The sequence below is a fragment of the Negativicoccus succinicivorans genome (genome assembly GCF_018373335.1).
In the GTDB taxonomy this organism is placed as follows: Bacteria; Bacillota; Negativicutes; order Veillonellales; family Negativicoccaceae; genus Negativicoccus; species Negativicoccus succinicivorans_A.
On the sequence record NZ_JAHAHH010000035.1, the window covers coordinates 1 to 13,346 of the forward strand.

A 13,346-nucleotide genomic window follows, 5' to 3' on the forward strand; every position below is an offset into this window, starting at 1 on the left:
TCCTTGAGATACAAACGCTCCCGCAAAGTCAGCGCCGATGAGCTCGAACTGCACTCCTGATGCGGAGCGATCAGCGTGATTTCACCGAGATCCACTAAGCCGCGCGCCAACATGCGCAAGCCGCGCGCTTCGATACCATCGTCGTTCGACATGAAAATATGCATTAATTCGGTCCTTTACTGTCCAGATGCAACGGCACTTCATCAAACGAAATTTGCCGCGTATGTTGAGTATGGCTCCATTCTTTTTTATGTCGGTTCAGGAATCCCAGGAAAGTGATCGGCACCCAGGAATAAATGAAAATCGGATACAGGGGAACGTACAGCCAAACTTTTTTGGGCACGCTGATTCGCCACAATACGATAATCGGCAAAATAAATTGCAAGGTACCGATTGTCGTCCAGAATTCCACCGGCATAACGCGATCATTATACAGTACGTTTGTAAAGAACGGAACATACGCGTTTACATAAGTCATCAATAAATAGAAGGTCGAAAGCAGCATAAAATGCGGCTGCGACAATTGTAAGATACCGTCAAGCATGCGAATATTACCGGTCGCAAAACCGCGTTTAAGCAATTTGGGAATGTACCGTCCGGCACAGTCGAAGTGTCCCTGCGCCCAGCGTTTGCGCTGGTTCCATGACTGCATGAAGCGAAGCGGCTTTTCATCGTAAACAATAGCGTCGTCCGCCCATGTCGTACGAATATTGCCTTCGTACAGAACTTTCATGGAAAACTCCATATCTTCCGTCAGGCAGTTGCAACCCCAACCGTAGGTTCGCAGGACCTGACTCGAAATGCACATGCCCGTGCCGCCGAGCGCGGTGGAAAGACCGATATTGTACTTGCCCAGATGCCACAGGTGATTGACGATCCAAAACGCCATCGCGAACGTCGCGGACACCCATGTGTCCGACGGGTTTTTCGCGCTCAGATAGCCCTGAATGACCTGCTCGCCTTTTTCCAGGCGACTGTTCATTTCCGTCAGAAAATCCAGATGGACGAGGTTGTCTGCGTCGAACACGCAAAAAGCGTCGTATTCAATCTCCGTCTCATAGACCTTATGAAACAGCCAGTCCATCGCGTAACCCTTGCCGACCTCTTCCGTATTAAATCGTTCATAGACGATGGCGCCGTGATCCCGAGCGAGTTGCGCGGTACCGTCGGTGCAGTTGTCCGCGACGACATAAACATCGTAAAGTTCACGCGGATATTTCAGCATGAAAAGATTATCAATCAGCGCGCCCAATACCTGCTCTTCATTATGCGCCGCGATGATAATGGCGAAACGATTTTTCGGCGTCAGGATCTTGGCTTCTTTTTTACGAAACATGCCCGAAATGGCCAAGACCATGTAGTACACCGTGAACAGCGCCACGATGATCTGGATGGGTATCATAATGATATCCATGTAATAGGTCATTCTACGCTCTCCTTCCGCCGGATCGATCCAACCGATTCCAAATCGTATTTAAAATGCCGAATAAGAAATACATGAAAAAGAATACAAACGCCCAACGTGACGGTTCATCGAACAGCAAGAGCAGTCCGATGACGACCACGGCCGCCAGCGCTTTTTTTTGTACCGGATCGGCGGCTTTACCTTTGAAATCCGGGTAATGCATTTCGCTGACCATCACCCATGCCAATACCAGCGTCAGCACCCAGGTAAGATACACCGGCAACGGCGCATCCGACAGCACATAGGTCGCGGCCAAACATCCCGTCGTCGGGATCGGCATCCCCATGAAAAAGCCGTGCACCACATCCGTATTAATATTGAAACGAGCTAAGCGCATCGCGCCGCAGACGGCCAAAAGCACGGCGGCAACGGCTCCCAAACCGAGCGGCATAAGCGACATTTGCCAAGTATAGAGCAAAACGGCCGGCGCCACGCCGAACGATACCACATCACATAATGAGTCCAACTCTTTACCGAAATCTCCGGCCACGCCGAACGCACGAGCTACCCGTCCGTCCAAACCGTCCGCCACCGCCGCGAGCAAAATCGCCCAGCCGGCCGCGTTGAAATTCCCCTGCACGGTAAACATCAACGACACTGTCCCCATGGCAATATTCAAAGCCGTAAAAAGATTCGGTATCCATTCTTTACGCATCTACTATTCTCCCGATAACAGTTTCCCCGCCGCGCACACGATCTCCTTTTTTTACGCAGACAGCCACATTTTTCGGCATAAACACTTCCGTGCACGAACCGAATTTGATCATTCCGTACAGCTCGCCTTTGCCCAGCCGGTCACCCAATTTTCTCCAGGATACGATCCGGCGCGCTAAAAGACCCGCAATCTGCGTAACGACAATCGAAATTCGTTCGTTTTCAAGACCGATCGTGTGGCGTTCGTTTTCATAACCTACACTTTTTTGAAACGCGGGGCGAAAACCGCCGCAGGTGTATTGACGAAACTTAATATCACCCGTTATCGGACTGCGATTGACATGCACATCAAATACGGATAAAAAAATCGTAACTTTATAACAGGGCGCACCCAAAAACAACTCTTCCTCTACTTCTTCGACCCGCATCACGGTGCCGTCCGCCGGTGACACAAGCACGTCGGGATCCCGCGGCACATTCCGCCGGGGCGAACGAAAGAAGAAGGCGAAAAAAAGCGCAAACAGAAACGGTAACAAGGCCCAGTGCCATGATATCAGCAACCCTGTCAGGAGCGCGACGAAAAGAGCTCCCCCGATAAAGGGATAGCCTTCTTTCACGATCGTGATCTGTGACAATATTATTTCCTCCTTCGGTTGGCGGAACGTTTCACCTGCCACATAAATTGCGGCAACGCTCCCATCCGCCGTAACCGGGACGGCTGAAGAGCCAAACGATACAACCATTCCAAGCGATTTTTTTGCCAGAAAAGCGGCGCCCGTTTTAATCGACCGGAAAGCACATCAAAAGAACCGCCCACACCGAGCGATACAACGCCCGGCAATTGCGGCCGCATCCGCGTCAGCCAATACTCCTGCTTCGGAACACCGAGACCCGCGAATAAAAGCTGCGCGCCGCTTTCCCGAATGCTCGCTGCAATCGCGTCATTTTCCGACGCGGCAAAATAGCCGTCCCTCACGCCGACAATCGGCAGCGTGCCGAAACGGCTTTCCAGCCGTTGCGCCGCTTCGGCGGCGACGCCGGGCGCGCCGCCGAAGAAATACATCTTGCTTCCCGTTTGCGCCGCGCGTTCCACAAGCGCGGTCATAAAGTCAATCCCCGCTACACGTGCCGGAAAATGCTTATGGAGCTGTTCGCCCGCCCAAACAATTCCCGCCCCGTCCGCGAGCACCAGATCCGCCGCGGCCAATACCTGACCGAACGCGGGATCTTTATACGCGCGCATGACCATTTCCGCATTCGCGGTGGCGATGAATTTCGTTTCCTTTTGCGCGATCCAAGTGTCCACCTGCGCGACAGCGGTTTCGAGTGTAAGTGCGTCAATGGCAACGCCCAGAATCGAATGCCGTTCCCACTGCATGGAAGGCACCTTAATTCATACTGTAGTTCGGCGCTTCTTTGGTGATATTTATATCATGCGGATGACTTTCGATCAGACCCGCATTGGTAATGCGCACAAACTTGGTTTCCGAACGCATGGCTTCCAGATCCTTCGCGCCGCAGTAACCCATGCTGGCGCGCAGACCGCCGATCATCTGGTAAATCGAATCCGCCACCGTGCCTTTGTACGGTACGCGGCCTTCGATGCCTTCCGGCACCAATTTGTCCATGTTTTCCTGGAAGTAGCGATCTTTGCTGCCCGCTTTCATCGCGCCGAGCGAGCCCATGCCACGGTACACTTTGTACGAACGGCCCTGGTAAATCACCATTTCGCCCGGGCTTTCCTGCGTGCCTGCCAAAAGGTTGCCGAGCATAACGACGCTGGCGCCGGCCGCTAACGCTTTGGCCATGTCGCCCGAGTATTTAATGCCGCCGTCGGCAATGACCGGCACATGGTAACGCGCCGCCACCCGACTGCAGTCATACACCGCCGTAATCTGCGGTACGCCGATACCGGCGATGACACGAGTCGTGCAAATCGAACCCGGTCCGATACCGACTTTAACCGCATCCGCGCCGGCCTCGATCAATGCTTCCGTCGCTTCGCCGGTCGCCACGTTGCCCGCGATCAGATTGATGTTCGGGAATGTTTCGCGCAAGTTTTTAACCGCGCGAATAACGCCCGCGGAATGTCCGTGCGCCGTATCGACAATGAGCACGTCCACATTGGCGCGCACCAATGCTTCCGCGCGTTCCAGCATGTCGCTGCCGACACCGATAGCGGCCGCCGCCAGCAGGCGACCGTTGCCGTCTTTCGCGGAGTTCGGATATTTTTTCGTTTTTTCAATATCTTTAATCGTGATCAGGCCGCGCAGATTACCCGCGCCGTCTACCAGCGGTAATTTTTCAATGCGGTGCTCCCACAACAGACGTTTCGCATCTTCCAATGACGTTCCTTCCGGCGCGGTGACCAGACCTTCTTTCGTCATCACTTCGCCGATCTTTTTCGACATGTCGGTTTCAAAGCGCATATCGCGGTTCGTGATAATACCGACGAGCTTACCGTCGACGGTAACCGGCACGCCCGAAATACGGTAGCGCGCCATCAGGTCTTCCGCATCCTGCAGCAAGTTGTCCGGTCCGAGGTAAATCGGATCGACAATGATGCCGTGTTCGGAACGTTTGACTTTGTCCACTTCCCGCGCCTGTTCATCAATCGTCATGTTCTTATGAATGACGCCGATGCCGCCTTCACGCGCCATCGCAATCGCCATGCCCGATTCGGTGACGGTATCCATGCCCGCGCTCATAATCGGAATATTCAAATGAATTTCTTTGGTCAACCAGGTGTCCACTTTGACATCGCGCGGCAGTACATCCGATGCCCCCGGCACCAGTAGCACGTCGTCAAATGTCAGACCTTCTTTTTGAAATTTTTCGTCCATCATCGCACGCTCCCTCTCCATCAGTCGCGGTCGGCGCGTAAAACGCCGCCCTCGGCGAGATCTTCTTTCGTCAGTGTATGGAAAACAATTTTAACATCTTGCGCAGGACAGCCCAATTCGGCGACCGCCGCATCCGTTACTTTTTTCACAAAGGCGCGTTTTTGTTCTGTTTTGCGCCCGGCGAGCAAGCTCACATGAATGACAGGCATAAAGATTCCTCCGTATCGTTAATTTGTTTTCTTCTATATTTTATCTATTATAGCATACCGAGAGCACTTTACTCACGTTTTCTGCCCGTACCGCGCGGACAAATTTTACGATATTTATCCGTTGGCGATATCGGCTATCTAAAAAAGTCGCCGTCGGCGACTTTTTCAGTTTTATTTTTCAGCGATGTCTTGTCCCAGTTTGCGACAAGAAGCCAAGCCATCATCATCCGGCGTGCCTTGGCAGTGCAGCGGCGGCGCCACAATCTCCGCGCCGGCATCGCTGAGTTCCTGCACCCACTTGGTCAGCCATTCTCCGTGCGACCAGCCGCACGAGCCGAAAACGGCGACCTGTTTACTGGCCAGCTGCGGATACAGTTCCTGCATGAACGGCACCACTTCCCCGTCTTCCAATTCTTCGATACCCATGGCGGGGCAACCTAAAATCAGTCGATCGGCCTGCAATGCTTCTTCAGGCGTGGTGTCCGCATACGTCGTCAGAACGGCATCGGCTCCGCCATCGCGTACGCCGAGCGCGATCTCTTCCGCCATCTGCTCCGTGTTACCTGTATTCGTCCAATAAATAACTGCTACTTTCATAGGCTCCTCCTCAGATAGAAAAACGCCACGTAAACGTGGCGTTCGAATCAGGCGTTGGCTAACGCTGCGCCGAGTTGGCGGCAGGCTTCGAGCGCCTCATCATCGGGATACGCGTACGCTTTAACCGGATCCGCGACAATATCCGCGCCGGTTTCGGCAACACGACCGGCCCAGTCGTCCATCCACTGACCGTCGTTCCATGCGTACGAACCGAAAAGCGCTACTTTTTTGCCGGCGAGATGTCCGGCGAGTTCTTCATAAAACGGTTCAAAATCGTATTCTTCGAGCTGTTCCGAACCCATGGCCGGGCAGCCGAGCGCAATGTAATCAAATGCGGCAATATCGTCCGCGGTAACGTCGGTCACGAAAGAAAGTTGCGTTTCCGCGCCCGCCGCTTTGGCGCCTTCGTCAATCGCATTCGCCATCGCTTCGGTGTTGCCGGATCCCGTCCAATACACAATTGCTATATTAGCCATAATATGCCTCCTTTAAGATGCCGTATATCTATCTTCTTTACTACGCCTATCATAACGATAGTGCTTGTCCTTGTCAATCGGAATCAATGCCACGCTTTAAGCGCCTGCGTCAATCGGGAAAGCCATTCTTTTTGACGGTCGTCGGCGCTGATTAAGACCGCGTACACCTGACCGTTTTTCTTAAAAAGTTCGGCATGGGTGATTTCACGGTACAAAATACCTTTTTCCATGCGACTCGTCGTCCATGTCGCCGTGTAAACCCGATTGCCTTTGGTCGGCATGAACTCGACGGTTTCCGCGCGGTCGGGGATCGCGGGAATGACTTCGCTGTTCCAGTACGCCGCCGCTTCATCAAGCGTCATTTGTTGCGTCACGGAGTTTCGTTGCAAGCGATCCCGTTGCGCGTCGGAAGCGTTTCGATCCGACGGTTTCGCGTCGCGGCGATACACGACCAAATTGCGCGTATCCGCCAAGCGATCTCTTTGCTCGGGAACTTGGTAACGCGCGCTTTGCTCTTTCTGTCCGGCGCGGTAAGCCGGACGCGTCCGATCATACCGCGACGTCACCGCGCGATCCTGCGGAATCACGGCGAGTGACGCGTACGCGAAGGCGGCCCGATTCTGTCGTACCAACAGGTAGTAGTCGCCGTTTTTAAAGCCTTTGTCCTTGTAAAAAGCGGAGATTTTCGTCGTATCATGCGGCCCACGCACCGATACTTCTCCCGCCACCTGCGTCGTGTCCTCGGGAAGCGTCCATTTTCCCAAAGACGGCACGACCGCGTCCGCGGCCATCGCCGTATACCCCGAAACGAGCGCGGCAAGCGCGGCGGCGATCCATAATTGTTTCATGACGTCTCCCTTCTTACTTGGCCTGCTTTTCTTTTTGTTTTTGCAATTTCGCCCAAGTGTCGCGCAAACCGACAATGCGATTCACGACGAGATGTTCTTTAGTCGTATCCGGATCAATGACAAAATATCCCTGGCGCATGAATTGGAAACGCTCTCCCACGGGATAATCCAAAATCGCGGGCTCCGCGACCGCCTGTTTCACAACCAACGAATCCGGATTGGCTTTCTCGACGAAATCGCGTCCGTCATCAGTATCGTCTTCCGGGAAGAGATAATCATACAAGCGGGCTTCGACAGGTACCGCCGTATGCCTTTCCACCCAATGCACGACGCCTTTCACCTTGCGGTTGCTGCCGGGCGAGCCGCTCTTGGAATCCGGATCATAGGTGCACTTCAATTCAATAATTTCGCCGTTTTCATCTTTAACGACTTCTTCACAGCGAATAATGTAGGCGTTGCGCAAACGCACTTCACGGCCCGGCGCCAGACGGAAGAATTTTTTCACCGGTTCTTCCATAAAGTCCGCCCGTTCGATGTACAGTTCACGCGAAAACGGAACCATGCGTTCGCCCATATCCGGCGCGTCCTGGTTATTGGCGATCGGCAGTTCTTCGGTTTGCCCTTCCGGATAGTTGACCAACGTAATTTTCAACGGATCGAGCACCGTCATCAGGCGCGGCGCTTTATTTTTCAAATCTTCGCGAATGCAGAATTCGAGCAGGCTGATATCCACCATGCTGTCGTTTTTCGCGACCCCGATACGCTCGCAGAAATCCCGCAACGCTTCCGGCGTGTAGCCGCGGCGACGGATTCCCGAAATCGTCGGCATGCGCGGATCGTCCCAGCCGCTGACGATGTGTTCTTCCACCAACCGACGCAGTTTGCGTTTGCTGGTAATCATCGTGGTGACATTCAGTCGGGCGAATTCAATCTGCCGCGGATGCTCCGGATCCGGCCAGCTTTCCAAGACCCAATTGTAGAGCGGACGATGCGCTTCAAATTCCAGCGTGCAGACCGAATGCGTGATCCGTTCGATCGCGTCCGAGAGCGGATGCGCGAAGTCGTACATCGGATAGATGCACCAGGTATCGCCGGTGCGATGGTGCGGCACGTGCAAAATCCGGTACAATACGGGATCGCGCATCACGAGGTTCGGCGACGCCATGTCGATCTTGGCGCGCAATACTTTTTCCCCGTCGGCGTAACGGCCCTCTTTCATTTCCTCAAATAAACGCAGGTTTTCTTCGATTGGGCGGTTACGGTACGGACTTTCCTTGCCCGGCGTGTTGAAATCGCCGCGGTACTCGCGGATTTCATCGCCCGAAAGATCGTCCACGTACGCTTTGCCCTCGCGGATCAGCTGCACGGCGTATTCGTACATTTGCGGGAAATAATCCGAAGCGAAACGCACTTCACCGTCCCAATGGAAACCGAGCCAATGCACGTCTTCTTCGATCGATTCGACGTACTCCACATCTTCTTTGGTCGGGTTCGTATCGTCAAAGCGCAAGTTGGTTTTACCCTGATATTTTTCTCCCAGACCGAAATTCAAGCAAATGCTTTTCGCGTGACCGATATGCAAATACCCGTTCGGTTCCGGCGGAAAACGCGTATGCACCCGATTGTCGGTATACACATTGTTCGCGATATCCGCATTGATTTCCGCTTCGATAAAATTGCTGCTGGCCACTTCCGGCGTCTTCGTCTCCGTCATAATCTCCTCCTGCCGACAAACACTCCGTCTGCCGTTGTTCGTTCTTATATGTATCTTTTATTTTACCACACTCTTTGCCGATCTGCGCCGTGGTATAATCAGCGTACAGAAAGGATGATATTATGTTACGAATTGTGAGCTTTTCCTACCGCGGTTTGCCCGAATGGGGCATCGTGACCGCTGACGGCGCCCACATCTTGCGCGCCGCCGAGTTGGAAGAAGCATTATTCATACCGCTCCCCGCGACCGTCGCCGAATTGGTGGCGAACGGTCCCGAAGGTCTCGTAATTTTACAAAGCGCGCTCACGCAAAAGGAGGAAAATGAAGCGCTCGCGCTGACGCCGCTCGCCTTTGATGAGGTGACTTGGGACGTGCCGCTCCTGCCGATCCGCAATCTGTTTTGCGTCGGCCAAAATTACGCGGCTCATGTCAGCGAATTTTCCGGACAGGACGCGCCGCTTCCGTCGGCGCCCGTGTATTTCACGAAAGCGACGACGACCGTGTTGCCGCATTTAGCGCCTCTGCCGCGTCATGCTGACGTAACGAAAGCGCTGGATTACGAAGGCGAACTGGCCGTCATCATCGGTCAGACGACGCAACAGGTCGACAGCGCGCAGGCGTTGGATCACGTGTTCGGTTACACGATCGCCTGCGATGTCACCGCGCGTGATCTGCAAAGCGAACGCGGCCAATGGTTCTTGGGTAAAAGTCTTGACGGCAGCTGCCCGCTCGGCCCCGCGATTTTGGTCGGCACGCCGGACGAGCCGTTCCACCTGATCACGAAAGTCAACGGCGAATTGCGCCAAGCGGCGACAACCGATGAAATGCTCTTTTCCGTCGCGCAACTGATCGCCGATCTTTCGCAAATCGTCACCCTGCTCCCGGGCGATATTCTTTTAACGGGCACGCCCGCCGGTGTCGGCAAAGGCTTCACGCCGCCGCGCTATTTGCAATCGGGCGACACGATCGAAGTCACCATTGACGGGATCGGCACGCTGCAAAATACGGTACAATAATTTCCCACGAAAAAAAGCGGCTCACGCCGCTTTTTTTATTGCCTTTATTTGGCTAACTCCGCCGCTCGTTCGATCGGATATCGAAACGCGGGCGGAATCAGATCTTCATTCAGGTATTGCGCCAGCAAACGACCGACCAACACCCCTTTATTGCTGTAAAACCACGCGAAATAGTAAAACCGTCGGCCCTCTTCATCGCGTCCGCCGATGCTTTTCAGTTTGCGCGACTGGAACATGCGTTTGGGATCCGGTTTCCATTTACCCACGGCGCGTTTGACCATGTCCTTGTACACGAAATCGTCGCCTTCCGCCAATTCGTGCACGACCTGGTACAACACGTCCCATTTATTTTTCCGCGCGATATGCTCGACGATATCCAGCTCCAGACAAATTTCATCCGTAAAGAAAATATTTTCACCGCGCGGCGTCTTCATCCTGACGTCCCTGTCATAGAGCGACACCGTGCCGAGATGAAAGCGTTCGAAAAGCTGCGCGATCTTGACAATCGAGCTTTCGCCGCGCGCGTTAACCAGACAGACACCGAGAAAATCGAAATGGTAACCGAGCGTTCTGGCGAAACCCGAGAACGCGCCGTACTCCGTCTCGCCTTCCACAATCAGCACCGAGCGGGCGAACAACGCCTCTTTCACTTCGGGGAAATGCATGATCAGGTGTTTTTCCACCCCCGGCTCGAAGCTGAATTCCGCGCCGTTGGCCGCGCGGACTTCCCCCGTCTTATCACGGTACAAGCGTAAAATATAGCGGTAATCGTCAATCAGACAATCCGTCGAGTTGGTGACGATGAACAGCTGTCCTTCCAAACCGTCAATGCCGAGAAAACGCTGAAAGAGTTCACACATCAGCGGACTTTCATTCGCCAAAATGCCGCGGTAAAACTCAATCAACGTGCGCTGGCGATACGGATGCTGGTGAATTTCCGGCTCGTCGATGCCGATAATGAGCGGCAGGTACTTGCGGCCTTTGTCATCGACAATCAAATAATCCCGAAACGGTTCGCGCGGATCGTCATTGAGCATCATCAATTCGCGCAACATCTGAAAGCCCGTCAGCATCAGCATGCGGAACGTATCGTCCGTGTCGCGTTCCGAACCGTCGGACTCCGTCAGATAATCCACCCAGGTATCCAGCGAAGTGGAAAGACGATCCACCGCCGCGACATCCGCGCCGGAATGCTTCGCCATATCGTGCAGAATCGAACGCAGACGCTCGCCCTCTTCGGCGATGAATTGACCTAATATATCACGCAGATCGGCGCGCGCCTCTTCACTGAGTTCGTTGCGCTGCATGCCCGTCGGCAAATGCGTCAGATAGCGCACGGATTGCTTCCAGTCTTCGGGAAGCACATCATTATGTTCGAGATTGCGCATGGTGAACGTTTCCGCCCCGGGTTCCTGCGACACCTCCAGCCGCAGCATTCCGTCCGCGTCGTCACGCGCTTTCCCGTTGATCACCAGCTGACGCCGATGCTCCATCTGCAAAGCGATAAACACGCGAATCGGTTTATTTTTATCGCGAAAATCGTCCGCGTCAAAACCTTTTTTCTCGTGTAAAGTTTCAAGTATCTTCAAAAAATTGGTTTTGCCGATATTATGCGAGCCGACCAAATAATTTTGCGTGCTGTCAAAAACCATCCGCACGTGACGAAAAGTACGATAATTTTCAATTTCCATACTGACAATATGCAAGCCCGTCACCTCCCCAACTGTCAATTGTATTATAGCGTATTCCCCATCCGCATGCATAAATGCCGAAAAGAAACACCACCTCCATTTTGAAAATTTGTTATAATTAAAACTACAAATTTACATGTACATCATGCTTTCATAGGAAAGGATTGAATGATTATGACAACAACCACTACTCGCGTCGGCATCGTCGGTTACGGCAACATCGCGCGCGGCACGGAAATCGCGTTGCAGGCCGCCGCCGACATGGAGCTCGTCGCCATTTTTTCCCGCCGTTCGGGCATCACTTCGGCAAGCGGCACGCCGGTCTTTACGATGGATCAGATTCCCTCGTTTCAAGATAAAATCGATGTGATGATTCTCTGCGGCGGCTCCGCCAACGATCTCATGGAACAGGGGCTGGAAATCGGTCGCTATTTCCACGTCATCGACAGCTTTGACACGCACGCCAAAATTGAAGAACATTTCACCGGCATGGATCGCGTCGCCAAAGCGGCGGGCAAAGTAGCGCTCATCTCGATGGGCTGGGATCCGGGTCTCTTCTCGCTGATGCGTCTTTTGGGCGAAGCCGCTTTGCCGCATGGTAAAAATTACACCTTCTGGGGCCGCGGCATCAGTCAAGGTCACTCCAACGCGATCCGCCGCATTCCGGGCGTCGCCGACGCCAAACAGTACACCGTTCCCAAGGAAGAATACCTCGAACGCGCACGCAACGGTGAAATGAGCGACTTCACAGCGCAAGAATCGCATTTACGCGAATGCTACGTCGTTTTGGAAGACGGCGCGGACAAAGCGCGGGTCGAAAACGAAATCCGCCACCTCAAAAATTATTTTGAAGGCTATGAAACGGAAATTCATTTCATCTCGCAGGAAGAACTCGATCGTGACCATGCCGCGATGCCGCACGGCGGCTTCGTTCTGCGCGTCGGTGAAACGCAGCCGCAGGAAGCGCAAGTCATGGAATACAACCTGCGTCTGGCGAGCAATCCGAACTTCACCTCCAGCGTCATCATCGCGTACACGCGCGCGCTGATGCGCATGGCCGCGGAAGGCAAAACCGGTTGCATCACCATCTTCGATGTGCCGCCGGCCTACCTGCTCGCGAAAACTCCGGAAGAAATTCGCCATCTGCTGTAATACGTAAATAAAAAAAAGAGAACCTCTCGGTTCTCTTTTTTATTTGCGTTTATTTTTCCGCTTCGTCCCGCTCGCCTTCTTGCGCTTGGCGCGCGGCGTCGCGCTGATCTTTTTTGCGTTTCCACCACCACAGACCGCCGTAGACGATCGTGATGCCGGCGATCATCACCATGAGGCGCGTCTGATTTTCCGAGGCGAGAACGACATCGTGTCCGACGACGACTTCAATCGCCACAGATGGCAATTTGCCCAAAGCCGTGCCGATCAGGTAATCGCGATAGCTGATGCGGGAAAGCGCGCCGAGCGCCGTCACCAGTCCGTTCGGTGAGTACGGCACGGCGCGAGCGATCAACATCGCCCACATGGTCGAGTACGAGTCCAGCTTGGTGAGCATTTTATTATGCTCGATGACGCGTTTCGCCATGTCGCGGAAGATCGTGCGCATCAGCCAAAACGAAATCAGCACGCCCACCGTTTCACCAGCCCAGGAAATCAGAATACCGAGCCAAATGCCGAACACGAGTCCGTTGGCGGCCGACAGGAAAATGGAAGGCAAAAAGCCGACGATATTGATGATGACGTCGATAAAGAAGCTGACGGCCATCGCCCATACGCCGAAGCCGCGCAAGTATTCGACGGTGCCGTGAAAATCGCCGACCATGGAAAGGTGCCAGATCGTGC

General features: G+C 53.8%; 15 protein-coding genes. 2 read left to right on the forward strand and 13 right to left on the reverse strand.

Features of this window, described 5'->3' with window-relative positions:
- The 11 genes from KH813_RS06870 to KH813_RS03825 form a co-directional block, all read right to left on the reverse strand.
- A partial coding sequence (locus tag KH813_RS06870; RefSeq protein WP_369694434.1) for a 5'/3'-nucleotidase SurE occupies positions 1 to 164 on the reverse strand: 164 nt, incomplete at its 3' end.
- Positions 164 to 1,426, reverse strand: a complete 1,263-nt coding sequence (locus KH813_RS03780; protein WP_303993432.1) for a glycosyltransferase family 2 protein — start codon at positions 1,424 to 1,426, stop codon at positions 164 to 166. The genes KH813_RS03780 and KH813_RS06870, both read right to left, overlap by 1 nt.
- Position 1,427: 1 nt before the next feature.
- Positions 1,428 to 2,120, reverse strand: coding sequence for a CDP-diacylglycerol--serine O-phosphatidyltransferase (pssA, locus tag KH813_RS03785; RefSeq protein WP_303993433.1), 693 nt, complete (start codon positions 2,118 to 2,120; stop codon positions 1,428 to 1,430).
- Positions 2,113 to 2,757: a phosphatidylserine decarboxylase family protein gene (locus tag KH813_RS03790; protein WP_303993460.1), complete on the reverse strand. Its 645-nt coding sequence runs from the start codon at positions 2,755 to 2,757 to the stop codon at positions 2,113 to 2,115. The genes pssA and KH813_RS03790 overlap by 8 nt, the downstream gene beginning before the upstream one ends.
- A complete protein-coding gene (locus tag KH813_RS03795; protein ID WP_303993435.1) occupies positions 2,757 to 3,497 on the reverse strand; it encodes a WecB/TagA/CpsF family glycosyltransferase in 741 nt (246 codons plus the stop codon). Before KH813_RS03795 ends, KH813_RS03790 begins: the two co-directional genes overlap by 1 nt.
- Before the next feature lie 10 nt (positions 3,498 to 3,507).
- Positions 3,508 to 4,965 carry an IMP dehydrogenase gene (guaB, locus tag KH813_RS03800; RefSeq protein WP_303993437.1) on the reverse strand — a complete coding sequence of 486 codons (1,458 nt, stop codon included), beginning with the start codon at positions 4,963 to 4,965 and terminating at the stop codon, positions 3,508 to 3,510.
- A 17-nt stretch (positions 4,966 to 4,982) separates the two neighbouring features.
- Positions 4,983 to 5,171, reverse strand: coding sequence for a 2-hydroxymuconate tautomerase (locus KH813_RS03805; RefSeq protein WP_303993438.1), 189 nt, complete (start codon positions 5,169 to 5,171; stop codon positions 4,983 to 4,985).
- Positions 5,172 to 5,342: 171 nt separating this feature from the next.
- The gene (locus KH813_RS03810; RefSeq protein WP_303993439.1) at positions 5,343 to 5,768 is read right to left on the reverse strand and encodes a flavodoxin domain-containing protein; all 426 of its coding nucleotides are present in this window, start codon (positions 5,766 to 5,768) and stop codon (positions 5,343 to 5,345) included.
- A gap of 47 nt (positions 5,769 to 5,815) precedes the next feature.
- Positions 5,816 to 6,244 (reverse strand): flavodoxin, encoded by a 429-nt coding sequence (locus KH813_RS03815; RefSeq protein WP_303993440.1) that lies wholly within the window; start codon positions 6,242 to 6,244, stop codon positions 5,816 to 5,818.
- A gap of 83 nt (positions 6,245 to 6,327) precedes the next feature.
- Complete coding sequence (locus tag KH813_RS03820; RefSeq protein ID WP_303993443.1) at positions 6,328 to 7,092, reverse strand: hypothetical protein; 765 nt, start codon at positions 7,090 to 7,092, stop codon at positions 6,328 to 6,330.
- A gap of 13 nt (positions 7,093 to 7,105) precedes the next feature.
- Complete coding sequence (locus KH813_RS03825) at positions 7,106 to 8,806, reverse strand: glutamine--tRNA ligase/YqeY domain fusion protein (protein WP_303993446.1); 1,701 nt, start codon at positions 8,804 to 8,806, stop codon at positions 7,106 to 7,108.
- Positions 8,807 to 8,928: 122 nt separating this feature from the next.
- Here KH813_RS03825 and KH813_RS03830 point away from each other — a divergent pair, with 122 nt between their 5' ends.
- Positions 8,929 to 9,822: a fumarylacetoacetate hydrolase family protein gene (locus tag KH813_RS03830; protein WP_303993449.1), complete on the forward strand. Its 894-nt coding sequence runs from the start codon at positions 8,929 to 8,931 to the stop codon at positions 9,820 to 9,822.
- 44 nt (positions 9,823 to 9,866) lie between these two features.
- On the opposite strand, the gene KH813_RS03835 is transcribed toward KH813_RS03830, so the two are convergent.
- On the reverse strand, positions 9,867 to 11,528 hold the full coding sequence (locus tag KH813_RS03835; protein ID WP_303993451.1) for an ATP-dependent endonuclease: 1,662 nt from the start codon (positions 11,526 to 11,528) through the stop codon (positions 9,867 to 9,869).
- Between the two features lie 153 nt (positions 11,529 to 11,681).
- Between KH813_RS03835 and KH813_RS03840 the strand changes: the two genes are divergently transcribed.
- Positions 11,682 to 12,665, forward strand: coding sequence for a diaminopimelate dehydrogenase (locus tag KH813_RS03840; RefSeq protein WP_303993455.1), 984 nt, complete (start codon positions 11,682 to 11,684; stop codon positions 12,663 to 12,665).
- Between the two features lie 49 nt (positions 12,666 to 12,714).
- Here KH813_RS03840 and KH813_RS03845 read toward each other — a convergent pair.
- A partial coding sequence (locus KH813_RS03845) for a TVP38/TMEM64 family protein (protein ID WP_303993458.1) occupies positions 12,715 to 13,346 on the reverse strand: 632 nt, incomplete at its 5' end.

Excerpts from the sequence above, each read along its gene's own strand:
- KH813_RS03780 (WP_303993432.1), bottom strand. The coding sequence starts at position 1,426 with ATGACCTATTACATGGATATCATTATGATACCCATCCAGATCATCGTG.
- pssA (WP_303993433.1), bottom strand. The coding sequence starts at position 2,120 with ATGCGTAAAGAATGGATACCGAATCTTTTTACGGCTTTGAATATTGCC.
- KH813_RS03795 (WP_303993435.1), bottom strand. The coding sequence starts at position 3,497 with ATGCAGTGGGAACGGCATTCGATTCTGGGCGTTGCCATTGACGCACTT.
- guaB (WP_303993437.1), bottom strand. The coding sequence starts at position 4,965 with ATGATGGACGAAAAATTTCAAAAAGAAGGTCTGACATTTGACGACGTG.
- KH813_RS03805 (WP_303993438.1), bottom strand. The coding sequence starts at position 5,171 with ATGCCTGTCATTCATGTGAGCTTGCTCGCCGGGCGCAAAACAGAACAA.
- KH813_RS03810 (WP_303993439.1), bottom strand. The coding sequence starts at position 5,768 with ATGAAAGTAGCAGTTATTTATTGGACGAATACAGGTAACACGGAGCAG.
- KH813_RS03815 (WP_303993440.1), bottom strand. The coding sequence starts at position 6,244 with ATGGCTAATATAGCAATTGTGTATTGGACGGGATCCGGCAACACCGAA.
- KH813_RS03820 (WP_303993443.1), bottom strand. The coding sequence starts at position 7,092 with ATGAAACAATTATGGATCGCCGCCGCGCTTGCCGCGCTCGTTTCGGGG.
- KH813_RS03825 (WP_303993446.1), bottom strand. The coding sequence starts at position 8,806 with ATGACGGAGACGAAGACGCCGGAAGTGGCCAGCAGCAATTTTATCGAA.
- KH813_RS03830 (WP_303993449.1), top strand. The coding sequence starts at position 8,929 with ATGTTACGAATTGTGAGCTTTTCCTACCGCGGTTTGCCCGAATGGGGC.
- KH813_RS03840 (WP_303993455.1), top strand. The coding sequence starts at position 11,682 with ATGATTATGACAACAACCACTACTCGCGTCGGCATCGTCGGTTACGGC.